This window comes from Acidovorax sp. JMULE5 (assembly GCF_013376875.1).
GTDB classification, from domain to species: Bacteria; Pseudomonadota; Gammaproteobacteria; order Burkholderiales; family Burkholderiaceae_C; genus Acidovorax; species Acidovorax facilis.
This window is the reverse complement of record NZ_CP035951.1, coordinates 635,569-660,778: the sequence shown is the minus strand read 5'-3', so window position 1 is coordinate 660,778 and position 25,210 is coordinate 635,569. Positions and strand designations below refer to the sequence as shown.

Annotated in this window: 26 protein-coding genes and 1 pseudogene; 12 read left to right on the top strand and 15 right to left on the bottom strand. The window is 64.2% G+C overall.

The genetic code is table 11. The features are described from left to right. Positions 1-207: 207 nt before the first annotated feature. From EXV95_RS03070 to EXV95_RS03060, 3 genes are all read right to left on the bottom strand, one after another. Entirely contained in the window at positions 208-1,044 is an 837-nt protein-coding gene (locus tag EXV95_RS03070) for a MetQ/NlpA family ABC transporter substrate-binding protein (protein WP_176885767.1), read from the bottom strand. A gap of 234 nt (positions 1,045-1,278) precedes the next feature. Then, complete coding sequence (locus EXV95_RS03065) at positions 1,279-2,367, bottom strand: DUF6817 domain-containing protein (protein WP_121419898.1); 1,089 nt, start codon at positions 2,365-2,367, stop codon at positions 1,279-1,281. 323 nt (positions 2,368-2,690) lie between these two features. Then, the gene (locus tag EXV95_RS03060) at positions 2,691-2,999 is read right to left on the bottom strand and encodes a hypothetical protein (protein WP_055397526.1); all 309 of its coding nucleotides are present in this window, start codon (positions 2,997-2,999) and stop codon (positions 2,691-2,693) included. A 280-nt stretch (positions 3,000-3,279) separates the two neighbouring features. Here EXV95_RS03060 and EXV95_RS03055 point away from each other — a divergent pair, with 280 nt between their 5' ends. Continuing rightward, the gene (locus EXV95_RS03055; protein WP_055397528.1) at positions 3,280-3,573 is read left to right on the top strand and encodes a hypothetical protein; all 294 of its coding nucleotides are present in this window, start codon (positions 3,280-3,282) and stop codon (positions 3,571-3,573) included. 259 nt (positions 3,574-3,832) lie between these two features. Here EXV95_RS03055 and EXV95_RS03050 read toward each other — a convergent pair whose 3' ends face one another. The 4 genes from EXV95_RS03050 to EXV95_RS03035 form a co-directional block, all read right to left on the bottom strand. Beyond that, on the bottom strand, positions 3,833-4,972 hold the full coding sequence (locus EXV95_RS03050; protein ID WP_176885766.1) for a zinc-binding dehydrogenase: 1,140 nt from the start codon (positions 4,970-4,972) through the stop codon (positions 3,833-3,835). Between the two features lie 215 nt (positions 4,973-5,187). After that, on the bottom strand, positions 5,188-6,429 hold the full coding sequence (locus EXV95_RS03045; protein ID WP_176885765.1) for an MFS transporter: 1,242 nt from the start codon (positions 6,427-6,429) through the stop codon (positions 5,188-5,190). 3 nt (positions 6,430-6,432) lie between these two features. Then, the gene (locus EXV95_RS03040; RefSeq protein ID WP_255484993.1) at positions 6,433-7,428 is read right to left on the bottom strand and encodes an alpha/beta hydrolase; all 996 of its coding nucleotides are present in this window, start codon (positions 7,426-7,428) and stop codon (positions 6,433-6,435) included. A 202-nt stretch (positions 7,429-7,630) separates the two neighbouring features. Beyond that, positions 7,631-8,101, bottom strand: coding sequence for a cyclophilin-like fold protein (locus EXV95_RS03035; RefSeq protein ID WP_255484901.1), 471 nt, complete (start codon positions 8,099-8,101; stop codon positions 7,631-7,633). A gap of 96 nt (positions 8,102-8,197) precedes the next feature. On the opposite strand from EXV95_RS03035, the gene EXV95_RS03030 reads away from it, so the two are divergent. The 3 genes from EXV95_RS03030 to EXV95_RS03020 all read left to right on the top strand — a co-directional run bounded on the left by EXV95_RS03030 (position 8,198) and on the right by EXV95_RS03020 (position 10,045). Continuing rightward, positions 8,198-9,088, top strand: coding sequence for a LysR family transcriptional regulator (locus EXV95_RS03030; protein ID WP_121419893.1), 891 nt, complete (start codon positions 8,198-8,200; stop codon positions 9,086-9,088). Positions 9,089-9,237: 149 nt separating this feature from the next. Further along, complete coding sequence (locus EXV95_RS03025) at positions 9,238-9,717, top strand: MerR family transcriptional regulator (RefSeq protein WP_055397539.1); 480 nt, start codon at positions 9,238-9,240, stop codon at positions 9,715-9,717. Continuing rightward, positions 9,644-10,045, top strand: a complete 402-nt coding sequence (locus EXV95_RS03020; protein WP_121506623.1) for a carboxymuconolactone decarboxylase family protein — start codon at positions 9,644-9,646, stop codon at positions 10,043-10,045. The genes EXV95_RS03025 and EXV95_RS03020 overlap by 74 nt, the downstream gene beginning before the upstream one ends. 39 nt (positions 10,046-10,084) lie before the next feature. On the opposite strand, the gene EXV95_RS03015 is transcribed toward EXV95_RS03020, so the two are convergent. Together EXV95_RS03015 and EXV95_RS03010 are read right to left on the bottom strand one after the other, a co-directional pair. Further along, the gene (locus tag EXV95_RS03015; protein WP_176885763.1) at positions 10,085-10,672 is read right to left on the bottom strand and encodes a DUF1566 domain-containing protein; all 588 of its coding nucleotides are present in this window, start codon (positions 10,670-10,672) and stop codon (positions 10,085-10,087) included. Positions 10,673-10,774: 102 nt separating this feature from the next. After that, positions 10,775-11,758 (bottom strand): LysR substrate-binding domain-containing protein, encoded by a 984-nt coding sequence (locus EXV95_RS03010; protein ID WP_176885762.1) that lies wholly within the window; start codon positions 11,756-11,758, stop codon positions 10,775-10,777. A gap of 165 nt (positions 11,759-11,923) precedes the next feature. Here EXV95_RS03010 and EXV95_RS03005 point away from each other — a divergent pair, with 165 nt between their 5' ends. The 3 genes from EXV95_RS03005 (at position 11,924) to EXV95_RS02995 (ending at position 14,959) form a co-directional block, all read left to right on the top strand. Further along, positions 11,924-13,015: a tartrate dehydrogenase gene (locus tag EXV95_RS03005; RefSeq protein WP_176885761.1), complete on the top strand. Its 1,092-nt coding sequence runs from the start codon at positions 11,924-11,926 to the stop codon at positions 13,013-13,015. Between the two features lie 173 nt (positions 13,016-13,188). Further along, positions 13,189-14,148, top strand: a complete 960-nt coding sequence (locus tag EXV95_RS03000; protein WP_176888930.1) for a tripartite tricarboxylate transporter substrate binding protein — start codon at positions 13,189-13,191, stop codon at positions 14,146-14,148. A gap of 37 nt (positions 14,149-14,185) precedes the next feature. After that, positions 14,186-14,959 (top strand): N-acetyltransferase, encoded by a 774-nt coding sequence (locus EXV95_RS02995; protein WP_176885760.1) that lies wholly within the window; start codon positions 14,186-14,188, stop codon positions 14,957-14,959. A gap of 232 nt (positions 14,960-15,191) precedes the next feature. Here EXV95_RS02995 and EXV95_RS02990 read toward each other — a convergent pair whose 3' ends face one another. Together EXV95_RS02990 and EXV95_RS02985 are read right to left on the bottom strand one after the other, a co-directional pair. Further along, positions 15,192-15,857: a methionine ABC transporter permease gene (locus EXV95_RS02990; RefSeq protein ID WP_055397552.1), complete on the bottom strand. Its 666-nt coding sequence runs from the start codon at positions 15,855-15,857 to the stop codon at positions 15,192-15,194. A gap of 14 nt (positions 15,858-15,871) precedes the next feature. Next, positions 15,872-16,927 carry a methionine ABC transporter ATP-binding protein gene (locus EXV95_RS02985; protein ID WP_121419886.1) on the bottom strand — a complete coding sequence of 352 codons (1,056 nt, stop codon included), beginning with the start codon at positions 16,925-16,927 and terminating at the stop codon, positions 15,872-15,874. A 295-nt stretch (positions 16,928-17,222) separates the two neighbouring features. On the opposite strand from EXV95_RS02985, the gene EXV95_RS02980 reads away from it, so the two are divergent. The 4 genes from EXV95_RS02980 to arsB all read left to right on the top strand — a co-directional run bounded on the left by EXV95_RS02980 (position 17,223) and on the right by arsB (position 19,884). Further along, on the top strand, positions 17,223-17,549 hold the full coding sequence (locus EXV95_RS02980; RefSeq protein ID WP_137748908.1) for a helix-turn-helix transcriptional regulator: 327 nt from the start codon (positions 17,223-17,225) through the stop codon (positions 17,547-17,549). A gap of 45 nt (positions 17,550-17,594) precedes the next feature. Continuing rightward, a complete protein-coding gene (locus EXV95_RS02975) occupies positions 17,595-18,098 on the top strand; it encodes an ArsI/CadI family heavy metal resistance metalloenzyme (RefSeq protein ID WP_176885759.1) in 504 nt (167 codons plus the stop codon). Between the two features lie 13 nt (positions 18,099-18,111). Next, positions 18,112-18,618, top strand: coding sequence for an arsenate reductase ArsC (locus tag EXV95_RS02970; protein ID WP_176885758.1), 507 nt, complete (start codon positions 18,112-18,114; stop codon positions 18,616-18,618). 243 nt (positions 18,619-18,861) lie between these two features. Continuing rightward, the gene (gene arsB / locus EXV95_RS02965; RefSeq protein WP_063463003.1) at positions 18,862-19,884 is read left to right on the top strand and encodes an ACR3 family arsenite efflux transporter; all 1,023 of its coding nucleotides are present in this window, start codon (positions 18,862-18,864) and stop codon (positions 19,882-19,884) included. A 144-nt stretch (positions 19,885-20,028) separates the two neighbouring features. Here arsB and EXV95_RS02960 read toward each other — a convergent pair whose 3' ends face one another. Beyond that, positions 20,029-21,222: an MFS transporter gene (locus EXV95_RS02960; protein WP_255484900.1), complete on the bottom strand. Its 1,194-nt coding sequence runs from the start codon at positions 21,220-21,222 to the stop codon at positions 20,029-20,031. A 244-nt stretch (positions 21,223-21,466) separates the two neighbouring features. Here EXV95_RS02960 and EXV95_RS02955 point away from each other — a divergent pair, with 244 nt between their 5' ends. After that, positions 21,467-22,063, top strand: a complete 597-nt coding sequence (locus EXV95_RS02955) for a molybdopterin-dependent oxidoreductase (RefSeq protein WP_176885757.1) — start codon at positions 21,467-21,469, stop codon at positions 22,061-22,063. 100 nt (positions 22,064-22,163) lie between these two features. Here EXV95_RS02955 and EXV95_RS02950 read toward each other — a convergent pair. The 3 genes and pseudogenes from EXV95_RS02950 to EXV95_RS02940 all read right to left on the bottom strand — a co-directional run. Continuing rightward, positions 22,164-22,646, bottom strand: a pseudogene (locus tag EXV95_RS02950) (transposase); the annotation flags it as partial. 133 nt (positions 22,647-22,779) lie between these two features. Further along, entirely contained in the window at positions 22,780-23,160 is a 381-nt protein-coding gene (locus EXV95_RS02945) for a lysozyme inhibitor LprI family protein (RefSeq protein ID WP_176885756.1), read from the bottom strand. Further along, positions 23,157-25,079 (bottom strand): pesticin C-terminus-like muramidase, encoded by a 1,923-nt coding sequence (locus EXV95_RS02940; RefSeq protein WP_176885755.1) that lies wholly within the window; start codon positions 25,077-25,079, stop codon positions 23,157-23,159. Before EXV95_RS02940 ends, EXV95_RS02945 begins: the two co-directional genes overlap by 4 nt. Positions 25,080-25,210 lie beyond the last annotated feature (131 nt).

The window sequence follows — 25,210 nt, the reverse complement described above, 5'->3', positions numbered from 1 at the left end:
CCCTCAAAGCAGCCGGGGCACTGGGCCAGCCAATAGCTACCAAAAAAATAGCATCCAGCGCCTGCTGGACAAGCGCTGGATGCCAATGGAATCTGAACATTTGCCGTTCTTCGACAGCGCTGTTGGGCTCCCGCTCCCCTCGCGGGAGAAAGTCAAACCAGGGCACCGCAGCGCCCACCCATCACAGGGTGCGCTCAGCGTGAGGCCTTAAAACCCTGGCAGCACCGAGCCCTTGAATTCGGTCTGGATGAACTTCTTCACCTCTTCCGAGTGGTAGGCCTTCACCAGCTTGGCCACCCAGGGCTTGTCCTTGTCGGCCTCGCGCACGGCGATCAGGTTGACGTAGGGGCTCTTGGCGTTTTCTTGCGCAATCGCGTCCTTGCCAGGGTTCAGGCCGGCCGACAGCGCAAAGTTGGTGTTGATGGCCGAGGCGTCCAGGTCGTCGAGCGAACGGGGGAGCTGGGCCGCGTCGAGTTCGACAAACTTGAGCTTCTTGGGGTTGCTCACCACGTCCAGCGGCGTGGCTTTCAGGCCCGCGCCGTCACGCAGCTTGATCAGGCCGTTGTCCTGCAGCACCAGCAGCACGCGGCCACCGTTGGTGGGATCGTTGGGGATGCCGAACTTGGCGCCTTCCTTCAGGTCTTCCAGTTTCTTGACCTTCTTGGAATACAGGCCGATGGGGAAGTTAACGGTGTAGCCCACCGACACCAGCTTGTAGCCACGGTCTGCCACTTGTGCGTCCAGGTAAGGCTTGTGCTGGTAGCTGTTGGCATCCAGGTCGCCCGCAGCCAGCGCAGCATTGGGCTGCACGTAGTCGCTGAACTCGATGATCTGGATCTTGAGGCCGTCCTTCTCGGCAACCTTCTTCACCTGCTCAAAGATCTGCGCGTGGGGGCCACCGGTCACGCCCACCTTGATGGGCTTGTCCTGGGCCATGGCGCCGGACGAGAAAGCGGCAGCAGCGGCCAGGGCCAGGGCGGATTGCAGGAGAAGGCGCTTGTTGTTGTTCACAGGGAAAACCTTTCGTAAAGAGATGGCTCGCATCCTAGGGTTTTCCCGATAAAACAGGAACGAATAAGTTTTTATTTCATTAAAACCCATTCGAATAAGAAGACAAGACCCGTGCACCTCACCCCCACCTCATGAGACTGGCGCGCGCCCGGCGAGGGCAGCCGAGCAAGGGCCACCCCGCAGCGAGGGCTGCGTCCCCCTTCCCGAATCGCGCAGCGATTCGAGAGAAGGGGGAAGTGGCGCAGCCACTCAGGGGGATGTTCCAAGTCAACCCCGCAGCGCCACGTTGTTCAGCTTGTCCAGCCGCTCGGGCCAGGTGCCCTCCACCGTCGCGCCCTGCAGCAAGATGCGCGTCCAGGCCACCCAGGCGTCCCACTGCACGCGTTTGTCCCAGGCATTGCCCCAGGCGCTGAACAGGTGCAGCGCGCTCTCTGCAGCGGCCTTGGCGTCGTCCTTGCGGCCGGCAGACAAATACAACTGCGCCAGCACCATCTGCGGCTCGCCCACCCACGGGTTGTGGCGGACGGCGCTTTCCAGCACGCCCGTGGCCACGTCCAGGTCCACCAGCGGCTGGTCTTGCTGGATGACCGACCAGTACAGCGACGTGGCCGCCGCTTCGTTGGCCGCAGACAGGTACTGCGAGCAGTGAGCAAACACGGGCGGCATGGGCAGCACATCCTTCAGGCCCGGGTGCTGCAGCGCCTTGGCCAGGCCATTGATCTGGTGCACCATGCGCCCCGACGGCCGCATGGGCCCGGGCCAGAGCGACGCGGCCCAGTGCGCCTTCTGGCTGCGGTGCTGCACGTCCGGAAAGCGCGAGAAGATATCGTCCTGCCAGCTGAACCACTGCTCGATGGTGTCGGCCATGCTCACAATGATGAAAGCCGCCACCTCGTAGGGTGTGAGCACGTGGTCCTGCCCGTCTTTTTGCAGCACCAGACTGCCGTCCGCCTCTAGCGCATGGGCCAGCACCTTCTGCACAAACTGCGTGCGCGACTGGGTACAGAACAAATACACCAGGTGCTCTGCCGACTCGCCCGCGATCTCGCGCACCCGGGCGCGCTCCTTGGCGGGGTCGAACTTCACCAGGTCCACAAAGGCATTGCCATACACGCTGTGCAGCAGCCCCAGCAGGCGCACATCGCGCGGCTGCTGCCACACCGTCAGCGTGCGCGTCACGCCCACCAGGTGGTGGCGAAACGTGCCCGCCTTGTGCCAGTCCTGCCCCACATTGCGCGCCAGCACCGTGGGCAGCACGGGGGCCAGTTCAGGGTCGCGGGTCAGCCACTCTTCGTCCAGCAGCGGCAATGCGCGGGCAAACAGGTCAGGGTCCAGGGGGTGAAGCGGCAGGGTCATGGGGTGGTGTCTCCGGCGTTGAGGGTGCAGGGAATGCAATGTACACACAGTATCTGCCCACACGGCGGTTGCGCAAGCACCGGGGCGACCCGGCCCTCACACCCAGCACGCGCCTGCACGGCGGCTCGGTCAGCACTATTGCGTGCTGCGGGCTTTCAGGCTCAGAGGCTGAGAGTTTTTTAGCCGGGCTCGAAAGGCGCGCAAATACGCCTCGGATCTAGGCGCAAAGCACAGCCATAGCTCAGGCTATGGCGAGCATTTGTAACGACGAGCCGGGGCGTATTGGCGTGCAAGGCGGGCATGGATAAAGGACTCTCAGCCTCTCAGACCAGCCGTACTTCAAAGTACGCGCCCTCGCCTTCCCCCAAATCCCGGAACCCGGCCTGCCGGGCTGCCACGCTGGCCTTGCCCCAGGCCTTGAGCAAAGTGAGATCGCCAGGGGACACCACCTCGGGGGGCGACTCCTCCAGGCTCTGCATGGTGTCCAGCGCAGCCGCTACCTGTTCAGGGCCGCCAAGCTGCTTTTCCAGGGCCCTGGCGTACCGGGTTTCTGCGGCAATGCGCTCTTTGGGCGGAAGCTCCTCGGGATAGTCGCGGAGGTTGACGACGAAAGTGGATTCGATGACTTGCATGGCACTGCTACTCCTGTGATTTGATACTGTATGAATATACAGTTTTTTCCAGCAGAATTCGAGCCCTGAAAGATCACCCGGGAGCGCGGGAGGATGGAAGGATTGTTCTCAATACTGGAACAGTTAGTTTGCGACCAGGTAGTTTTTCCGTGAACACCATCGGCGTACAGTTCATCCCATCGATGAGCCGAATCCGCAAGGCGACTCACCGAACCCGGTTCAGGAATGGTTTTTGACCCGGCTTTTTTGAGACGCTTTTTAACCTTCAAGGATTTTCATCATGAACAAGACCGCCCGTTTCCTCTCCGTCGCTGCTGTTGCCGCTTTCGCTTCTTTTGGCGCCCAGGCTGACGAAGCCGACAGCTCGCAATTCGCCCTGAAGTTCGAAACGAACCGCACCCGCGCTGAAGTGGCCGCTGAAGCCGCTACCGTGGCCCAGACCCGCAGCCAGGAACCTGCTGGTTCGCGTGTGGTGACCTACACCTCCACCGCTGACCGCGCTGCCGTGCGTGCCCAGGCTGCGGAAGCCCTGCGCACCGGCCAGATCCCCCATGGCGAATTCAGCGCCATGTAATTGGTAGACCAACTGCTTGAGTTTGGTTGAAGCAGTTGCGGGACTTCCCATGGTGGTGGCACTTTGCATTTGCGGGTGCTGCTGTCATGGGGAGTGTTAACTGAACCGCAGGGGCGGGCAGGCAAAAAGGGCTCCCTTTGGGAGCCCTTTTTGTTGGCGCACGCGGTGTCGGCTGGCTACATGGCACTTACCGAGCTTGCCTGGAGCCTGCCGTAATGGACCGTCCCTCAAGGCGCCGGAAGCGCCCCTGCAACGTCGCTTACAGCGACGGGTCGATCAATACCTTGGCCCCAGTATTGCGCGGGCCGTAGAACGCAATGGACTCGGCACTCAGCGCGCCTGCCAGCGACACGGTGCGCGCGTAGTGGCTGGCAAACGTGGTCTTCAGCTCGGCCGCCACGCGCTGGCGCAGCGCTTGGGTGGCCTCTTCGCCAATCTTCTGCAGAAACGGAAAAAGCAGCCATCCCCCCATGCCCCAGGCCATGCCAAAGGTGCGGTGCACTTCGGTCGGGCGCGTGTCCAGGTGGCCGTACAGATACACCTGCTTGTGCACGGCCGAGCCGTAGCGGCTGTATTCCTTGGCCTTGCGGTTGATGGCCGCCTCCATGCACTGCAGGATCTGCCCCGCCAGCGTGCCGCCGCCCGTGGCATCAAACGCAATGGTGGCGCCAGTGGCGGCCAGCGCGTCGGTCAGTTCGGCCATGAAATCGGGCGCACTGCTGTCGCACACGTACTGGGCGCCCAGTTCGCGCAACAGTTCCGCCTGCTCGGGCTTGCGCACGATGTTGACCAGGCCGACACCATCCTTCTGGCAAATCTTGAGCAGCATCTGGCCCAGGTTGCTGGCCGCAGCGGTGTGCACCAGCGCGGTGTGGCCTTCGCGCTTCATGGTTTCGACCATGCTCAGCGCAGTCAGCGGATTGACAAAACACGACGCGCCCTCAGCCGCCGTGGTGCCGGGCGGCAGAGGCAGGCACTGCGCTGCAGGCATGGCGCGGTACTGCGAATACATGGCGCCACCAATCACTGCCACCGTGCGGCCCAGCAGCGCCTGCGCAGCGGGCGATGCACCCGCAGCCACCACCAGACCTGCGCCCTCGTTGCCCACGGGCATGCTCTGGCCCAGGCGTGCCGCCATGCCGGGCATGGCGCGCTCGGGGATGCGGGCCGTGGCCACCGGCCGCTCGGCCGTGCCCGTGACCTGCACGGTGGACAGATCAGCCGGGCCCAGCAGCAGGCCAATGTCCGAAGGGTTGATGGGCGTGGCCTGTACCTGAATCAGCACTTCGTCAGGCCCTGGCGTGGGCACGGGCGTCGGCTCCAGGCTGATCTGCAAGGTGCCATCGGCTTGCACAAGCGAGCGCAGCTGCAGCGCGGTAGTAGGGAAGGATGGGTTCATGGAGGACTCGCAGTGGGATGATGGAAATGGGGCCGCGCACATGAAGCGGCGCGACGTGGAGGGAGGCTGGGGTGCCAGCAGGTCACAGCCTCTCCACCTGTCGCGCCATTTTTCACCAGGACGCCGGGTTTTGCTGTCCCCTCGGTTTTGCACCCCACAACGCCGTCAGTTTGCTGGCGCGTAAGGCACGCGTTCACCCCAATCTCCTTCAACCTTCAACTACCGGCAACAGCACGACCCTCGGCCCTGCCAGAGCGCCAGGTCAGTAAGACCAGCAAAGCTGCCAACAGCAACAAAAAAGCGCTAACGAAAAATGTGATCTGGTAGCCGCTGCGGTCAAACAGCAGGCCCCCCACTGTGGAGCCCAGGCCAATGGCCAGTTGGACCACCGCCACCATGAGACCGCCTCCGGCTTCAGCGTCTTTCGGCATCGACCGGGCGACCCATGTCCACCAGCCCACCGGCGCGGCCGTAGCCACCAGGCCCCATACGCCCAGCAAGGCCGTGACAGCGGTGAGCTGGTCACCCAGACAGATCAGCGCGATGGCGATGAGCGCCATCAAGACGGGTGCCATGAACAGCGTGGGGTAAAAGCCTCTGGCCAGCGCCGCGCCGACGAGTGTGGTGCCCACAAAGCCCGCTACCCCGATCACCAGCAGGATGAACGACAACGTGAACCCACCCACATGCGTGACGGTTTCCAGAAATGGCCGCAGGTAGGTAAACAGCACAAACTGTCCCATGAAAAAGCAGCCTACTGCCAGCATGCCAACAGCAATCATCCGGCGCCGGAGCAGACTGAAAACAAGGCCAGAGGCCCCAGAGCGCCGAGGCCCAGCAGGCATTGGCGGCAGGCTCACCCACTGCCAGATGAAGGCCAGCAGCGCCACCGGCACCAGGCAAAAGAAAGCCCCACGCCAGCCAATCACGGCCCCCAGATAGCTGCCGAGCGGCGCCGCCACCACCGTGGCCAGCGCGTTGCCACCATTGAAGATGGCCAGGGCCCGTGGCACCTGCTGCGCGGGCACCAGCCGCATGGCCGTGGCGGCAGACATCGACCAGAAGCCTCCCACCACCACCCCGATGAGCGCTCGCCCCACCATGTACACCGCGTAGTTCGGCGCCAGTGCAATGACCGCGCCAGATAAGCACATCAGCGCCGTAAGGCCCAGAAGCAGGGTCTTGCGGTCCATCCTGCCTGCCAGCGCTGCAATGCTCAGGCTGGTGAGCACGGCGAAGGCGCCCGATATCGCAATGCCCTGCCCGGCCCAACCCTCACTGACACCCAGGTCTGCGGCCATGGGTGTGAGCAGGCTGACTGGCATGAACTCCGACGCGATCAGCGCAAACACGCAGAGCGTCATCGCAAAAACGCCGCTCCAGCGCGCGGGCTGTGCCGCCGCCCCGTCTACACCGCCGACGTGGTGCGGCGAGGCGTCGCAAACCTGGGTGGTCATTGCTTAAGCCAGGTGTTTTCCAAAAAACGCCGTCAACTTGCCCCATGGGATCAGGTTCACACGGTCATACAGATCCACATGGCCCGCACCGGGGACGATGTGCAGCTCCTTCGGCTCGGCAGCGCGCTTGAAGGCGTCTTCGCTGAATTCCTTGGAATGCGCCTGGTCACCCGTGATGAAGAGCATGGGGCGCGGAGAAATCGTCTCGATGTCATTGAACGGGTAGAAGTTCATGAACTTGACGTTGCTGGTCAGCGTGGGGTGGGTGGTGGTTTTGGCTGAGCCGCCCTTGGGCGTGACCTCGCCACGCGGGGTGCGGTAGAAGTCATAGAACTCCCGCTGAATGGGGTGTGTGTCTGCCGTCAGCTCGTGCACCGTGCCACCGGAGTACTGGATGGCCCCGCCGGTGAATTCCACGTAGCGCTGCTCGGCAGCGGCGGCAATGATCTGCTTGCGCTGCTCCACAGTCTGCGAGTGGTTCAGCGCATCACGGTTGGCAGCACCCATGTCGTACATGCTGACGGTGGCGATGGCCTTCATGCGCGGGTCGATCTTGGCGGCGCTGATGACAAAGCTGCCGCTGCCGCACACGCCAATGGCCCCAATGCGCTCGCGGCCCACCATCGCCTGCGTGCCCAGAAAATCCACCGCTGCGCTGAAAGCCTCGGCATAGATGTCTGGCGCCACCGCGTTGCGCGGCTGGCCCTCGCTCTCACCCCAGAAAGGCAGGTCCAGCGACAGCGCGACAAAACCCTGCTCCGCCATCTTGGTGGCATACAGGTTGGCGCTTTGTTCTTTGACTGCGCCCATGGGGTGGCCCACCAGAATGGCCGGATTTTTCTTGCTGCGGTCCAGGTTCTTGGGCACAAACAGGTTGCCAGCCACTGCCATGCGGTACTGGTTCTTGAAGGTCACCTTGCGCACGGCCACCTTGTCGCTTTGGTAGAAATTGTCGGCGCCGCTGAGCTTGCCGGGCGCTGGCTGCGGCCCCGCTGCCATCGCACTGCTACCCGCAGCAGACAGCCCGCCCATTGCTGCGGCACCAAAGCCCGCTCGGATCAGGAAATCGCGCCGGTCCGAGGTGGGGTGATCTGTGCCGGGTTGTCTGCTAGATGTGTTGAAGGTCTTGTTCATGTTCGATGCTCTTGGAAATGGGAGGAATTCGGCTTTGGCGCCCCGGGGGGGCGAAGAAGGCTGCCGTTCAATCGTTGGCGCGCTCAATGCGCACAGCGAAGGGCCCAGGCCGTTGCAGGGCTGCCAAGCCACTGTCCACCTTGCCAAGGCGCACCAGGCCTCGGTCGTGAACGGTGCTGCTCAGATAGATCGCCAGGTTGCCCCACGGCGCGTAGTAAGCGATATCACCAGTAACAGGGGTCATGCCCATGGATGCGGCCGGGGTGGACAGCTTGCGCGGCAGGGTCGCAATGCGTTCGATCTCCGCGTAGTTCTGCAACGTCAGCGACAGCGGCAGCTGGGCCACAAAATCGCGCGCTGCGGCGTTGTTGTCCAGGGTGGCGGTGGCAATGGCGCCATCAATATGCAGATGAATTTTCATGGGACCCTGCTGTGCGAAGGTGGTGGTGGGCATCACCCCGGCTGCCAGGGTGAATGCCAAGGAGACACCCGCCAGGGCGCGGCGTTGGAAGGGGTGGTTGCTGATGCGTTGTGCCATGGCAAGAAGTTTGCCCAGCACTGCTTGCGCCGACTAGATAATGAATGGCGAATGGGTTTATAAGTCTGGCTAACTAATCAACCCAAAGGATCAGACATGGCGAGACGCAACCTGAACGATTTGCTGGCCTTTGTCACCGTGGCGCGCGAGGGCAGCTTCACCCGGGCCGCAGCCACTCTGGGCGTCACGCAGTCCGCGCTGAGCCAGACCATCCGTGGCCTTGAAGAGCGCCTGCAGATCCGGCTGCTCACACGCACCACGCGCAGCGTCTCGCCCACACCAGCGGGCGAACGCCTGATGCAAGCCATCGGTCACCGCTTTGACGAGATTGAGGCCGAGCTTGATGCGCTGACCGCACTGCGCGACAAACCCGCAGGCACTGTGCGCATCACCTGCGGCGACCACGTCATGCACACCACGCTGCTGCCCAAGCTCATGCCGCTGTTGCACGACAACCCCGACATCACGCTGGAGTTCGACATGAACTACGGCTTTCGCGACATCGTGGCCGACCGTTTTGACGCCGGGGTGCGCCTGGGCAACACCATCGACAAGGACATGATTGCCATGCCCATCGGCCCGCCGCTTCGCATGGCCGTGGTCGCATCGCCCAGCTACTTTGCCGCCCATCCCATTCCCAAAACCCCGCACGACCTGACGGCGCACCGCTGCATCAACCAGCGCATGCCTACCTCGGGTGGCCTGTACGTGTGGGACTTTGCGCGCAAGGGCAAACAGGTCAACGTGCGGGTAGATGGCCCGCTGATCTTCAACACCGCCCCGCCCCAGGTCGATGCAGCGTTGGCCGGGCTGGGCATTGCGCTGCTGCCCGAGGACGAACTGGCCACCCACATCGAAGACGGCCGCCTGGTCCGAGTGCTGGAAGACTGGTGCCCACCGTTCGCGGGCTACCACCTGTACTACCCCAGTCGGCGCCAGCCATCGCCTGCGTTTTCGCTGGTGCTGCAGGCGTTGCAGCTGCGGTGAAGAGACTGCTTGCAAGCACGCGGGTGGCTAGAGATCACGAGGCTGCGGATACGAACAAGGGTTAGACAGCGGCCTGTTGCGACCCCTTGTCACATTGGAACGATTCAGTGCTTGACTTAGAGTGCACTCCAACTTTCAGAATCGTTCCCATGGCATCCCTCCTCACCATTGCCGAAGTCGCCGAACGCACGGGCCTGACCGCGCACACGCTGCGCTACTACGAGCGCGCCGGGCTGATTGCACCCGTGGCGCGTGCACCCGGTGGCCAGCGCCGCTATGCGGCTTCGGACATGGAATGGATCGGATTCCTGCTGCGCCTGCGCGAGACCCAGATGCCCATCGGGCAGATGCAGGCCTTTGCGCGGCTGCGCAGCGAAGGGAACACCACCGCCCCCGAACGGCGCGAGCTGCTGGAGCATCACCTTGCTCAGGTGCTTGCAACCATCACCGCCATGCAGCAAGCCGCACAGGCGCTGCAAGCCAAGATCGCGCACTACCGGGATCTGGAGGCTTCCCTTCGACACACACCCTCGTCACCCCGCCAAGGAAGCACCCATGTCCCCCGAAACCAATCCCCGCTATCTCCAGGGCCTCGCCAAGCTGCGCGAAATCGACGGCCACGCCGGTGAGCACGTCGTCGCCAGCCTGGCCGACATTGCCCCCGATTTCGCCCGCTACCTGATCGAGTTTCCGTTTGGCGACATCTATTCCCGACCCGGACTGGACCTGCGCAGCCGTGAAATTGCAGTGATCGCTGCTTTGACTGCGCTGGGCAACGCGACACCACAGCTCAAGGTGCACTTGCAGGCGGCGCTGAACGTGGGCGTAACCCGCGAGGAGATCGTGGAAGTCCTCATGCAGATGGCTGTTTATGCAGGCTTTCCGGCCGCGCTAAACGGACTGGCCGCTGCCCGCGAAGTGTTTGCGGCGGGCGATGCGGAAACGGTGGCAGCATGAGGTGCCTGAGCCGCTACCTGCTCCGCGCAACGTCTGCGGCTACTTCCCCGCCCCCACAGGCTGAGGCCGTACCAGCCGCACGGGCAGCTTGCTGGCCCGCGCCGCATCACCCCGTGCCTCGCCGGTGGAAAGGTTCACCGCCCAGCCGTTGATCATGGCAGCCTGCCGTACGCCGTCGCCCGCGCGGCCTTGCGCGATGTTGCCGTAGGTGTATGGGTTGACGCTGGGCGCACTCACGTTGCTGGTGGATGACCAGTGCCACTGGCCCGGCGCGGCCGGGAACAGGATGGGGTTGAGGCCCGGGGGAGACAGCGACTTGTCCACCAGCCGCTGCAGTTCCGCCGCGCGGGGAAGGCGCCACCCCACGCCCTCGGCCTTCCAGCGGTCGGTGGCAAGGGTGGTGGCTTCTGCACGGTCCAGCAGCAACGGCTTGCCGGTGCAGGTCTTGCCCGTCCACTGCATACCTTCCACACAACGTGGCCAGGCCAGGCCTGCGCGCACATCAAGTACATAGGCGCCATCGGCCGACAGAGACCAGTCTTGGGCTGCGGTGGAGTCGGTAGCCAGCACCGGCAGGGCTGTGAGGGCGCAGGCCAGCGCGGCAAAAAGCTGCGAAAGTGGTTTCATGGGTAAAAGCCTGGTCTTGGCAGGGTAGCGGAAGAAGGCGGGCAAAACTGACTCGGATGGCGACACCCTACCCGTACAGCGACACCAGCGCCACCCCGCAGATCAGGAAACCTGCATTGCGCTTTGACCGAGCTTGCCCGGCTTGGTCGGCTTGGCGGGCACAGCGGCCGGTGCCCCCGACGCTGCCAGCGCCTCGGCCAGAAACCCCACAAACGCCTGCACGCGGGTGGAGAACTGGTGCCGCTGCGGGTACACCGCATAGATGTCGGCCGCCGGGGTCTGGTAGTGCGGCAGCACGGGCTCCAGCAGGCCCTGGGCCAGGTGGCGGTTCACGTCCCACTCGGCGCGCATCACGATGCCGTGGCCCTGCAGCGCCCACAGCACGGCGATCTCGCCGTCGTTGGTGGTGAGGTTGCCGGTGATCTTGATCGACTCGGTGTGTGCCTTGCTGCCGCGCCCGGTGGTCAGGCGCCACAGGCCATAGGCCTCGTCGCCCTGGCGGATGCCGATGCACTGGTGCTCCATCAAGTCGCGCGGCACGCGGGGCCTGCCATGGCGGTCCAGGTAGGCAGGCGCGGCGCACAGCACGCGCCGGTTGGGGGCGATGCGGCGGGCGATCACGCGGCCGTCGGGCGGTTCACCAAAACGCACGCACACGTCGTAGGCGTCGTCGGTGATCGGCGGCGGGTGCACCGACAGCTGCAGTTGCACATCCACCTCGGGGTACTGGCGCACAAAGTCCGAAATCACGGGGGCGATGTGCATGCGGCCAAAGCCCAGCGTGGCGTTCACGCGCAGCAGTCCCTTGGGGCTGGCCTTGGACTGCACGATGAGTTCATCGAGCGCATCGATCTCGCGCAGGATACGGCGCGCGTGCTCCAGCAGCAGCTCGCCCTCGGGCGTAAGGCTCATGCGGCGCGTGGTGCGGTTGACCAGCACCACGCCCAGGCGCTTTTCCATCTGAGTGAGGTGCTTGCTGACCGCCGCCGTGGAGACCCCCATTTCGCGCCCTGCGGCGCTCAGGCTGGGGCTGGCGGCCAGCGCAGAAAAGAAGCCCAGTTCTGCGGGCTGGATGGTGGAACTCATCGAATAGCTCTTAACTACAGGTTAACGATGGATTCACTTTAGCGGCGTTCTGCAAAGGCGTCCAGGCCTACAGTCCCTCTACCGTTTGGTTTCTCCTGTGTCTCTCTTTCACGCCTGTGTCTTGCTGCACGGGCATTTCCAGACCTTTTTCACCCAGGCCTCTGCATGACAACCTATCAAATCGCCACCATCCCCGGAGACGGCATCGGCAAGGAAGTGATCCCCGCCGGCCAGCGTGTGCTCGAAGCCCTGGCCGCCCGCCACCCCGGCCTGCAGTTCCAGTTCGAAAACTTCGGCTGGGGCGGCGACTGGTACCGCGCCCACGGCGTGATGATGCCGGCAGATGGGCTGGATGCCCTGCGCGGCAAAGACGCCATCCTGTTCGGCTCGGCAGGTGACCCGGACATCCCCGACCACATCACGCTGTGGGGCCTGCGCCTGAAGATCTGCCAGGGCTTTGACCAATACGCCAACGTGCGGCCCACACGCATCCTGCCGGGCATCGATGCGCCGCTCAAGCGCTGCACGCCCAAGGACCTGGACTGGGTCATCGTGCGCGAAAACTCGGAGGGCGAATACTCGGGCGTGGGCGGCCGCGTGCACCAGGGCCACCCCATCGAGGCGGCCACCGATGTGTCCATCATGACCCGCGTGGGCGTGGAGCGCATCCTGCGCTTCGCCTTCCGCCTGGCGCAGTCGCGCCCCCGCAAGCAACTCACCGTCATCACCAAGAGCAACGCGCAGCGCCACGCGATGGTGATGTGGGACGAGATCGCCGCGCAGGTGGCCACCGAGTTCCCCGATGTGAAGTGGGACAAGGAGCTGGTGGACGCCGCCACCGCCCGCATGGTCAACCGCCCTGCCACGCTCGACACCATCGTCGCCACCAACCTGCATGCCGACATCCTCTCGGACCTGGCCGCCGCGCTGGCGGGCAGCCTGGGCATTGCGCCCACCGGCAACATCGACCCCGAGCGCCGCTACCCCAGCATGTTCGAGCCCATCCACGGCTCGGCGTTCGACATCATGGGCAAGGGCCTGGCCAACCCCATCGGTACCTTCTGGTCGGTGGTGATGCTGCTGGAGCACCTGGGCGAGGTGGATGCTGCGCGCGCCGTGATGCAGGCCATTGAACAGGTCACCGCCAACCCTGCCCTGCACACCCGCGACCTGGGGGGCACGGCCACCACGGCGCAGGTGACTGATGCGGTGTGCGCGCTGATCAGCGGCAAAGAGACCGAGCGCAAAGCCGCCTGAAAGCAATCGTTCAAGGCCCGCAAGAACGGGCCTGGACGCCACACGGCGAGCACCACCACAAAGCCGCAAAGGCCACACACCCGCCGCACCCCCATACTTTAGGAGACAAAACCATGCATCGCCCTACCCCCGGCTCCGCCCCCATCGCCCACCCGCTGCGCCGTCAACACCTGATGGCAATGGCGGCGCTGGCCGCAGCCGCCTGCCTGCTGCCCGGCAAAACTGTCCACGCACAGGCCTGGCCCAGCAAACCCGTCACCCTCGTCGTGCCGTTTGCAGCGGGCGGCACCACCGACGTGCTGGCGCGTGCGCTGGGCGAAAAGCTCAGCACAGCCCTGGGCCAGCCCGTGATCGTGGAAAACCGGGGCGGCGCGGGCGCCTCCATTGGCGCCGACTACGTGGCCAAGGCCGCACCCGACGGCTACACGCTGCTGATGGGCGCGGTGCACCACACCATTGCCACCAGCGTCTACAAAAAGCTCAGCTACGACTTTCAAAAGAGCTTTGCGCCCATCACCACCGTGGCGCTGGTGCCCAACGTGCTGGCCGTGAGCGCCACCACGCCCGCCAAGGATGTGAAGGAACTCGTGGCCCTCATCAAGGCCGCGCCCGACAAGTTTTCGTATGGCTCCAACGGTGCGGGCACGGCGCAGCACCTGATCGGCACGCAGTTCTCCGCCGCCATCGGCCAGCCACTGCTGCATGTGCCCTACAAGGGCAGCGGCCCGCTGACCACCGACCTGCTGGGCGGCCAGGTGTCGATGTCGTTCGACACCATCACGCCCGTGCTGCCCCACATCAAGGCGGGCAAGCTGCGCGCGCTGGCGGTGACCACGGCCAAGCGGTCCTCATCGCTGCCGGATGTACCCACACTGCAGGAGGCCGGTTTTGCGGGCTTTGACATCGGCACCTGGTTTGGCGTGCTGGCCCCGGCACGCACGCCGGCCGATGTGGTGGCCAAGCTGAACACCGAGATGGTCAAGGTGATCCAGTCGCCCGACTTCAAGAAGCGCATGCAGGAGATTGGCGCCGAGCCCATTGGCAACACGCCCGCGCAGATGGCCGAGCAGATAGCCAGCGACACCACACGCTTTGCCAAGCTGGTGGCCGACCACAAGATCACCACCGACTGACTACGTGCCCGAGGGGTGGGTTGGTATAACACCTGCCATGACGCCCACCACCATCGAACCCACCGTCCCCGCAGCCCTGATCCGCGCCCTCGAAGAACGCGCCTTCAACGCTTGGCCCGCGCGCCAGACGGTGTTCCACCGGGGCTGGGTGTTCCGGCTGTCGGGCGGCTACACCAAGCGTGCCAATTCGGTCAACGCGCTGTTGCCCGGCGCGCCGTTTGACGGAGTGCGCGAAGCGGCTGCAGCGCTGTATGCACGGCACGGGCTGCCCGCCGTGTTCCGCATCTCGCCCCTGGCCCCGCCCGAGGCCGACCTGGAGCTGGCCGAGGCGGGTTACCAGCATTTCGATCCGTCACTGGTGTTGCACCGGCCGCTGGCCCTGGGTTCGGTCGGCAAGCCCGATGGCAGCACCCATATCAGCACCACGCCCACTGCCGCCTGGCTGGAGGGCTTTGCCGCCGCCAACAGCGTGCCAACGCACCACCGCGCGCTGCACAACAGCATGCTGGACCACATCGCCCACCCTGCCGCGTTTGCCCTTCAGCACGATGCACAGGGCCAGCCCGTGGGCTTTGGGCTGGCGGTGCTGGAGCGCGGCGCCGTGGGCCTGTACGACCTGGCCGTGGCGCCCGTGCACCGGGGCGGCGGGCGCGGGCGCGCGCTGGTCACCGCCCTGCTGCACTGGGCGGCAGAGGCCGGGGCGGCCAGCGCCTATTTGCAGGTGCGCGCACAGAACACGCCAGCGCTGGGGCTGTACCAGTCGATGGGGTTCAAGACGGCGTATGGCTACCACTATCGGGTGCCGGGCTGAAGGGGTTTGCAGACTCCCTCTCCCCTCGCGGGAGAGGGTTGGGGAGAGGGGGGGAATCGATGCAATGTGCCTATGCGCCCCCTCTCCCCCGCCCTCTCCCACAAGGGGAGAGGGAGTAAAGACCAGCGCCGCTGTTGGCTCAAAGCACGGAGGCAAAAATATGAATTAAATTGGCCTTTGGCGCCTAACCATCAAGCGCTAGCAGCTATCTATTTAATAGCAAAATTACAAATCACCGGTGGCTCAACCTACGCACCGCCCAGTCACCCAGGCTCTGCACGGCTTGCACAAAGAAGATCAGCACCAGCACCACGGCCAGCATGATCTCGGGCAGAAAGCGCTGGTAGCCGTAGCGGATGCCCAGGTCACCCAAACCACCGCCGCCAATCGCACCGGCCATGGCCGAGTAGCCGGTCAGGCTCACGAAGGTGATGGTCAGGCCCGCCACGATGCCGGGCAGCGCCTCGGGCAGCAGCACCTTCCACACGATCTGGCTGGTGGTGGCGCCCATGGCCTGGGCAGCTTCCACCAGGCCGTGGTCCACCTCGCGCAAGGCGGCCTCGACCAGGCGGGCCACAAAAGGCGCAGCGGCAATCGTCAGCGGCACCACGGCGGCGGCGGTGCCGATGGACGAGCCCGTGATGAAGCGCGTGAACGGGATGATGGCCACCAGCAGGATGATGAAAGGCGTGGAGCGCACGGCGTTCACCAGCCAGCCCACGAGCTTGTTGACGGGGCCGTTCTGCAGCACGCCGCCGTGGTCCGTGAGGCGCAGGAACACGCCCAGCGGCACGCCGATGAGGCCACCCACGATGCCGGAGATGCCCACCATGATGAGCGTCTCCCACAGCGAGGAGGCAAAGAGGTCCAGCATGGCCGGAGTGAAATGGTCGAACATGGCTTATGGCTCCCTCAGATTTCGATCGTGACTTCTTGCACCGCCACGCCGCCTGCGCGCAGATGCTCCACCGCGCCACGCACCTGCATGGGCTCGCCGCTGGCGTACACGGCCAGCGAGCCGAAGGTCTCGTCCTGGATCTCGTCCACCTGGCCATGCAGGATGCTCATGTCCACGCCAAACTCGCGGATCAGCTGTGACAGGATGGGCTGGTAGGCGCTGTCGCCCGAGTACGACAGCCGCAGCAGCCGCCCCGCGTGGCCGGGCGCCGTGGTGGCCAGCTGGCGGGTGAGCTTGCGCACATGGTCGAGCACGCTCGCAGGCAGCTCTTGCGGCAGGATCTCGTCGATCAGGCTCTTGGTGATGGCCTGCTGCGGGCGCGTGAACACATCGAGCACGCGGCCCTGCTCCACGATGCGGCCCGCCTCGATCACGGCCACGCGGTCGGCCACCTGCTTGATGACCTGCATCTGGTGGGTGATGAGCACCACCGTAAGGCCCAGCTCGCGATTGACCTGGCGCAGCAGGTCGAGGATGGAGCGGGTCGTCTCCGGGTCCAGCGCCGAGGTGGCTTCGTCGCTCAGCAACACCTTGGGGCGGCTCGCCAGCGCACGCGCAATGCCCACGCGCTGCTTCTGCCCGCCGCTGATCTGCGCGGGGTAGCGGTCGGCCAGGTGGGCCAGGCCCACCAGCTCCAGCAGCGGGTTCACGCGCTCGCGGATCGCTGCCTTGTCCATGCCCGCCAGTTCCAGCGGTAATGCGGCGTTGTCGAACACGGTGCGCGACGACAGCAGGTTGAAGTGCTGGAAGACCATGCCGATCTCGCGCCGGGCCTCGCGCAGTTGCGCGTCGTTCAGCTGGGTCAGGTCACGCCCGCCCACGATGACCTGGCCCGTGGTGGGCCGGTTGAGCAGGTTAATGACGCGCACCAGCGAGCTTTTGCCCGCGCCGCTCTTGCCGATGATGCCGAACACTTCGCCCGGCTGGATGGTGAGGTCGATGCCACGCAGGGCTTCGACGGGGCCTTGTGGGCCCTGGTAGGTTTGGGTGATACCCCGTAAATCGATCATGGAAAGCAGTGCGCGGCAGCGGCCCCACAGTGAGTGGCCGCTGCCGCGCGGGTCTGGAAAAGGATGGGCGACTGTATCGGCGAATCGTAAGTTCACAAACGATTAAAAAATCGGGTGATTAGATCGCCGAGTTATGAAGACCGTGGTGCACAGACTTCAATAACTATGAAATTCATAGCTATCGGAGCAATACCATAGAGCGCAGGCTGCCATTTTTCCTTGAATTTTCCTGACGACTACAGAAACTTTTCCAGGTAATACTTCTATATTTCGACTTTTGTTGTATTATCGAAGCATGCAAGAAACCGACGTCATCCGATCCCTCGCCGCCCTGGCCCAGGAAGTGCGCCTGCGGGTGTTCCGCGCCCTGGTGGTGGCGGGCCAGGAAGGGCTCACACCCGGCGGGCTGTCTGAGCAGTTGGGCATTGCGCCCAACACGCTGTCGTTCCACCTCAAGGAGCTGACCCACGCGGGCCTGGTGAGCCAGGAGCGCCAGGGCCGCAACCTGATCTACCGCGCCTCGTTTGCCACCATGAACGAACTGCTGGCTTACCTGACCGAGAACTGCTGCCAGGGCGCCGCCTGCCTGACCGACGAGGCCACCGCCGCCTGCAAGTGCTGATCAATCCAACCGACCCCCACGACCCCCAGCCGAAAGGAAGCCCCCATGAAGCGATTCCACGTCCACATGCATGTCGATGACCTCGCCAAGAGCATCGCGTTCTACTCCCGGCTGTTTGCGGCCGAGCCTGCGCGTGTCGAGACCGACTACGCCAAGTGGATGCTCGAAGACCCGCGCGTGAACTTCGCCATCTCTACCCGGGGCGACAAGCCCGGCGTGGACCACCTGGGTTTCCAGGTCGATGAGGCCGACGAGCTGGCCGAGCTCAAGGCCCGCGCCCAGGGCGCCGACATGGCCCTGCTGGACGAAGGCGCCACCACCTGCTGCTACGCCCGCAGCGACAAGCACTGGATCACCGACCCGCAGGGCGTAGCGTGGGAACACTTCCACACCTTGGGCAACATCCCCGTGTTCAACGAAGCCGCTGCGCAGCAGCCAGCCCAGGCCGCGCAGGCAGCGTGCTGCCCCACGGGCGCGCCGTCGGCCCCCGCGCCCGGCCAGGCCGCCTGCTGCGGCCCCACCGCCAACAACCCCAACAAATGCTGCTGAGCCTAGGTCTACGATGAGCACTCCACGCAATCCTTTGAACGTGCTGTTTCTTTGCACGCACAACTCCGCCCGCAGCATCCTGGCCGAGGCCTTGCTCAACGCCATGGGCCAGGGCCGCTTCAAGGCCTATTCAGCCGGCAGCAGCCCGCGCGACAACCAGCAGCCCCACCCGCTGGGTCTGCAGGCGCTGGCCCACGCGGGCATCCCCACCGAAGGGCTGCGCAGCAAAAGCTGGGACGAATTCGCCGCCCCTGGCGCACCGCACATGGACCTGATCATCACCGTGTGCGACAACGCAGCGGGCGAGGTCTGCCCCTTCTGGCCCGGCCACCCGGCCACGGCGCACTGGGGTTATGCCGACCCGTCAGCAGGCGATGGCTCGGACGCCGACAAGGCCGAAGCCTTCCGCAAAACCCTGCACGCCATCAAGCAGCGCCTGGAACTGCTGGTGAACCTGCCCGACGACAAGCTCGCCGCCACCGCGCTGCAAGCCACGGCCCGCAACCTGCCCGCGCAATAAGATGAAACACCCCCTGAGTCGCTTTGCGCCTTCACCCCTCTCTCGCTGCGCGGGAGGGGGACGCACCCGGTGGCCTGGCAAAGCCAGTTCCACGGGTGCACGGGTTTGGGCCGCGCCAGTTTCATGCATCGCGGGTGGCGCGCAGCGCAATGGATCACTGAAGGGATCACTGAAATGACCCTGCCACCAAGCCATTCGCAACGCGCTGCTGCCAGCGCGTTGCCCCCCTCCCCGGCCGCTGGCATGGCGGTGTTCGAGCGCTACCTCACCGTCTGGGTGCTGCTGTGCATCGTGGTGGGCATTGCGCTGGGCCAGTGGCTGCCCGGCGCGGCGCGCGCCGTGGGCGCGCTGGAGGTGGCACGCGTCAACCTGCCGGTGGGTCTGCTCATCTGGGTGATGATCATCCCCATGCTGCTGAAGGTGGACTTTGGTGCGCTGGCCGAAGTGCGCCAGCATGTGCGCGGCATTGGCGTGACGCTGTTCGTCAACTGGCTGGTCAAGCCGTTTTCGATGGCGCTGCTGGGCTGGCTGTTCATCCGCCATTGGTTTGCGCCGTACCTGCCTGCCGACCAGATCGACAGCTACATAGCAGGGCTCATTTTGCTGGCCGCCGCGCCCTGCACGGCCATGGTGTTTGTATGGAGCCGCCTCACCGGGGGCGACCCGCTGTTCACGCTGTCGCAAGTGGCGCTGAACGACAGCATCATGATCGTGGCGTTTGCGCCGCTGGTGGCCTTTTTGCTCGGCCTGTCGGCCATCACCGTGCCGTGGGACACGCTGCTCACCTCGGTGGTGCTGTACATCCTGATCCCGGTGGTGATTGCGCAATGGCTGCGCAAGCGGCTGCTGCGCAAAGGCCAGGCCGCCTTCGACGCCGCCGTGGCGCGCACCGGGCCCTGGTCCATCGCCGCCCTGCTGGCCACGCTGGTACTGCTGTTCGCCTTCCAGGGCGAGGCCATCCTGCAGCAGCCGCTGGTCATCGCCCTGCTGGCCGTGCCCATCCTCATCCAGGTGCTGTTCAACTCCGCCCTGGCCTATGGCCTGAACCGCGCCGTGGGCGAAAAGCACAACATTGCCTGCCCCTCGGCCCTGATCGGCGCGTCCAACTTCTTCGAGCTGGCCGTGGCCACGGCCATCAGCCTGTTTGGTTTTCACTCCGGCGCAGCGCTGGCCACCGTGGTGGGCGTGCTGATCGAGGTGCCGGTGATGCTGCTGGTGGTGGCCGTGGTCAACCGCAGCAAGGGCTGGTACGAGGCGCGGGGCTGACGGGCACGCGGCGGGGCCAGGCGGCCTTCCAAGGACTGCACGTGCACCACACACCGGTCGGGTTGAGCTTGTCGAAACCCTGCGCGGCGCTTCGACAGGCTCAGCGTGAACGGTTGTCTGCTTGCGAATGCAACGGCCAAACCATCAAGCCGTCACCGCCCCACGCGCCTTCACCCGGCGCGAGATGAGCAAGCCCAGCACAAAGATACCCACCGCCGCCGCCGTGAACACCGGCGGCAGCCAGCCCCGGTCCACGCTGAACGCCACCATCAGCACGCCCGTGGATTGCCCCAAAAACAGCAGGCACGCAAACAAAGTGACCGCCGTGCCGCGCGCCTCGGGCGCCATCTGGGTGGCCTGCACCTGCAGCGTGTTATGCAGCATGTAAAAGCCAATGCCCGCCAAAAAGCAGCCCAGCATGGCCCAAGCCACCGCAGGCGCCCAGGCCAGCGACAGCAGGCCGATGGCAATGAAGCTGGCCCCCAACACGGCCAGCCCCCGCTCGCCCAGAGCCGCCAGCCAGCGCCGGGCAAACACGCTGTAGATCAGCCCGCCCAAGCCATACAGCACCATCACACCGCCAGCGGCCGAGGCCGACAGGCCAAACCCATCGACCATGCGCGCGGGCACAAAGGCCAGCGTGCCAAACGCGAGCGCGCCCTCAATCGTGACCACCGTCAGCACCCAGCGCACACGCGGGATGCGCAGCAGCGCCATGGTGCCCGCCAGGTAGTTGGCCAGCGAAAACGCCGGTGCGCCCGGCACCACCACCGTGCGCAGCGCCCCGCTGGCACGCGCATGGCGCAGCAGCAGCGTGGCCGCCGTAAAGAACAGCACGGCCAGCACACCCAGCGCCGCACGCCAGCCCAGCGTTTCGGTGGCAAAGCCGCCAAACCACTGGCCCGCCATCATCCCGGTCACCGTGGCCACCATCAGCCGCGCCAATGTTTCCTGCCGCTGCTCGTAGGCCACCTCATCGCCAATCCACGCCATCGACAGCGGAATAATCCCGGCCGCCGCCGCCCCCATGGCCGCCCGCGCCACCACCAGCACGTTAAAGCTGGGTGCCAACGCCGTCATGGCGCTGAACACCGCACAGGCCGCCGTGGCACCAATGATCACACGCACCTTGCCCACCCGGTCGCCCAGCGGGCCATACACCAGCTGCAGCACGCCGTAAGCAACGGCAAACGCCGCAATCACGGCCGATGCATCGCCCGTGGTGATCTTGTACTCAAGGGACAGTGCCACCAGCATCGGGTCGCACACACGCATGGAGGCCATGCTGCAAAAGGCCGCCAGGCTGATCAGCCGCAGCATCGTCGAAGAAGAAGTCATGGGCGCCGATTGTGGTGCGGCTCGCGTCTGCGCGCTGGCAGGGTGCGCCATGCACCCTGGGGATTGAAGGCCACAGGACACGCATGCCACACGGCACACGCAGCACGCGCGGCACGTCCACACAGGTACTGACACTTTTTTGGGTGGCAAGCGCCAGTCCTGCGCTTACCATGCGCCCCGGATTGATGCGCCACCATCCATCGATCAACCAACCAAGCAAGCATCACACGAGGAGAAACCGAGCATGAACAAAAGAAACTTTGTGGCTGCCAGCGTCGGCCTGGCAGGCCTGTGGACCGCCACCACCAGCAGCCACGCCGCGCCACCCGCCAAAACATCCACCAGCCCCGCCCTGCTCACCATCAGCGGCGCCATCACCCAGCCCAACCGGGGCGCGCTCGATGCCACCATCGACCAGATGATGGGCAAACACGGCATCCAGTTCGACAAAGCCCACGCGCTGGACGCCGCCGCCCTGCAGCGCATGCCCGCCGTCACCATCAAGCCCACGCTCGAATACGACAGCAAGCCCCACACGCTCAAAGGCCCCCTGCTCACCACCGTGCTGGCCGCTGCCGGTGTGGCCGCTGGCAGCCCCGTGCAGCTGGTGCTGCGCGCGGTGGACGGCTACAACGTGACCATCAGCATGGCCGACGTGCAGGCCTACCGCATGATCGTCGCCACCCACATCGACGGCCAGCCCATGGCCCTGGGCGGCCTGGGCCCACAGTGGGCGGTGTACGACGCGGATGCGCTGCCCGCCTTTAAGGACAAGCCAGTGAAGGAACGCTTTGGCCTGTGCCCCTGGGGGCTGTACCACATTGAGGTGAAGAAGGCCTGATAAGGTTTTGGAGCATCCTGTGGGCATCTGGACTTTGCGAGAAAACTTGGGGAGATCATCGGCGGGGGCGACTGTGCCCACGCCGTAGGTGTGCCCAGACTTGCCAGGCTGTGACCTCGCTCAGCGCGGCGTCGGTGCCGCTGCTGATGAGGTCGGGCGAGACGTCCACCGAGTACATATCGGCAAGAAAGCCTTGGATCTCGCGCACCGTCATGCCGCACGCATGAATGGCGACGATCTTGTTATCAAAGCGAGTAAAGCGGCGCTCATGCTTGCCAATGAGCTGAGGCTCGAAGCTACCCGTGCGGTCGCGGGGAATGTCGATGCGCAAGGCGCCGACGTCAGTGAAAACGATCTTGGCGCTCTTGCCGTTGCGACGATTGGCGCCAGCCGCTTCGGGCTTGGCCTGACCGGGCGCATAGCCTAGGTAGTGACTCATTTCGGCGCTCTGCACGCGCTCCAATGCGGCCTTCTTGAACTGCTTGAAGATGCGCTCAAGCTCGGCCAACGTCACCGGCCCGGGGATCAGTTGTTCAAGTGCTGCGGCTGAGAGTTGCGGGTGCGCCGCTTGTGGACATGCTATGGCTCACACACAAAACTCATGACAGGCTCCCCCGGGCGCTCCCCGAGCCCGGGACAGTTCAACCTGCATGGAATAGATATTGATGTTTGTCAGGCTGTGCCGCAAACACAAAATCTGTGAAGGGCTCTTCTCTTTACAGGGAGCGCTTGCGCCAGTCTTGCAGAAGGCGGATTCGCCGCTTGGTGGTGTGAATCTGGCACGACAAATAGAGCGACTGATACGCCGTTCCTCCCGCCGAGGCCGAGGCCTCGAAGTCGCAATCGTTGTCGCGTAAAGCGATCCATGACGTCTCTGCTTTCTTAAGCACTTCTTGCCTCTCAGGCGTCAGCTTTCTCCGGAGTTCGGCGTACGCAGAGTTCAGCGCCTTATCTGCCATCCCAAACTCGTCCCCCAGGCATTCGTTGAGAGCATCGACTCGTTCAATCTTGTCACATCGAGTTGCGGCAACTGCACCCCCACCCGCCAAAACCAGCAATATCGCCATCCAGATTCGCCAACTATCCACGACGCTCATTTGCTTCGCTCCTTCAACAGCAAGTTTGCCTCTGCACCAACTCGGCTCTTGTACCACTTGGCGGTCACATCATATGCACGCAAAGCAGTCTCAGCCTGTACCCAGCGCCCTTGCAGAGCTGCGCTATAGAAGCCCTGAGCCACTGAAGTCGCAGGCATTCCAACACCTTGATGGAATGTCCTCGATAAAAGGACCGTTTGCTGTGCCCGCGTGAGATCGGCGAAGTTCTCTGTCGGATCCGAATCATTCCAAGCCTGAATTGCAGCGCCAAGATGCATCGCTTTTACGGCGAAGTCGATCTGCATGGCCTCAGCCCGAGTCACCGAGAGAGGGTTGTTGTTCAAGAAGTCAACCGCGTCTGTCTTCGTCAAACTTGTGTAAGGGCGGAGCCTATCCTCCAAGTCCTTTGCAAAGCCAAGTTCCTTCAATTGCATTTTGTTCATCTGGCCGATGTCGTAGCCGGTAGCAATAGTGACACCGCTCCTGCCCAGAACCCGCCCATCCGACATAGGAACATAGCCCTTCAGCATTTGACCTCCTTCAAATTGCGCGACTGCCGAGAAGTCAATATTGGTGCCGAATTTCTCATTCAAAGCCTGGTATGTAACGATCCTCCCAGCATTCGTGGCGAAGCGATCCGAGAGGATTTGGTCGTTGGTACGCAGAATGTTTCGCGCCGTTTGATTCAGCGAGCCGTTCTCACCAAAGTTGGCGGAAGCAATCGTCCTGGCCGTCGCCACCATGTCGTCTGGCAACTGCATATTGAGCGCTCTGGCAAGCGAGACGTCGACTACAAAATTCTTCATGCCCTCCGCAGTGCCCAGGTCATACCCTTCGTACTTGTTTGGCGTACCCTGAATTGGCGAAACGCTGCTCTCAAACGAGTCGGTGATCTCGATGTCACGCGCGCTACCCCAAACACTGCCCATCGGATCAACATATGCCATCTTATGCAGGCGTGTGCCGTCAGCGTGGAGATTCAACTTTCTCGTCAGCTCAGACTCGATACTGACGTTGTCGTAGAGCCTATGCGAGAAAGCACCCGGTACCAGTCTATCTCCGAGCTCAGACTCCGCCCACTGTCCAGGACTCTGCATGCTGTCTGGCAAGCTGCTCTCCAGCGCGGTGCCGAATGCCTCAACAGCCCCGCCCTTCAAAGCCCACGCTTCTCTACCGGCCCGGTCCATCCGCGCAAAGTCTCCTGCAGTCAACGCTGGCTGGCCTGCAGGTTCTGCTATCCACTGACGGGTATCGGTGCTCATACCATCCCGACCCAGCGACTTCGCATCCACCTCACTGAGCCCCAAGCTCTTCACCCAGTCACTGGAGGGCTTTCCCCGCTGTTGCCCATCTTTCCCCACCTGGTTTTGATCTTGGCTTTGCTCGTGCCCCTTGGTTTTCACGCCTTGGAGCTTGTCGCCCAGCACTCCGCGCGAGAAGTCACTCGCAAACCCCGCCGTCGGGTCATCGCTGCCCGCGATCTTTACTGCGCTCCTGGCCGCGCGGCTGATCGGGTGCAGCAAGTTGGCTTCTTGCACGTTCAGGACTCCTGGCTCGCTCAGCTTCAGGCACTGTTCTTTCTCGAAGGTGATCAGCAAGGGCTTGGTGTGCACCAGGTTGATGCCCAGGCCTGCTGCGTTCTCAGGGGTGACGAGCAGGGGCTTGGTCTGTGTCAGCACCATCTGGGTCAGTATGGTGCTGGGGGTATGGTCGGGGAGAGCGAAGAGGGAGGTGCTGGCCGGGGCGGGGTCAGCATGGGGGTACTGGGAGTCGTGCAGGTCGTTGTCGCCGGAACCATTGTCGGCAAAGGCGCCTGCGTTGTCCCGAGGCTGGTCTGGGAACAGCCGTGCGCTGTCGGCAGCGGGCGGGCTGGCCAGGTCGCCAGGTGCGTAGGTGGAGGCTGAGGGGGTAACTTGCATGGCGTGCGACTGTGCCGGGCCAGCGTGCGCTGCGAAACTGGGAAGGCTCCTAGCTAGGGACGTTACTAGCTAGGAATGACCCCTACCTGGGGTGGGCTGGTGTGGTCAGCTGGGGGTGAAAGCAATAGGGC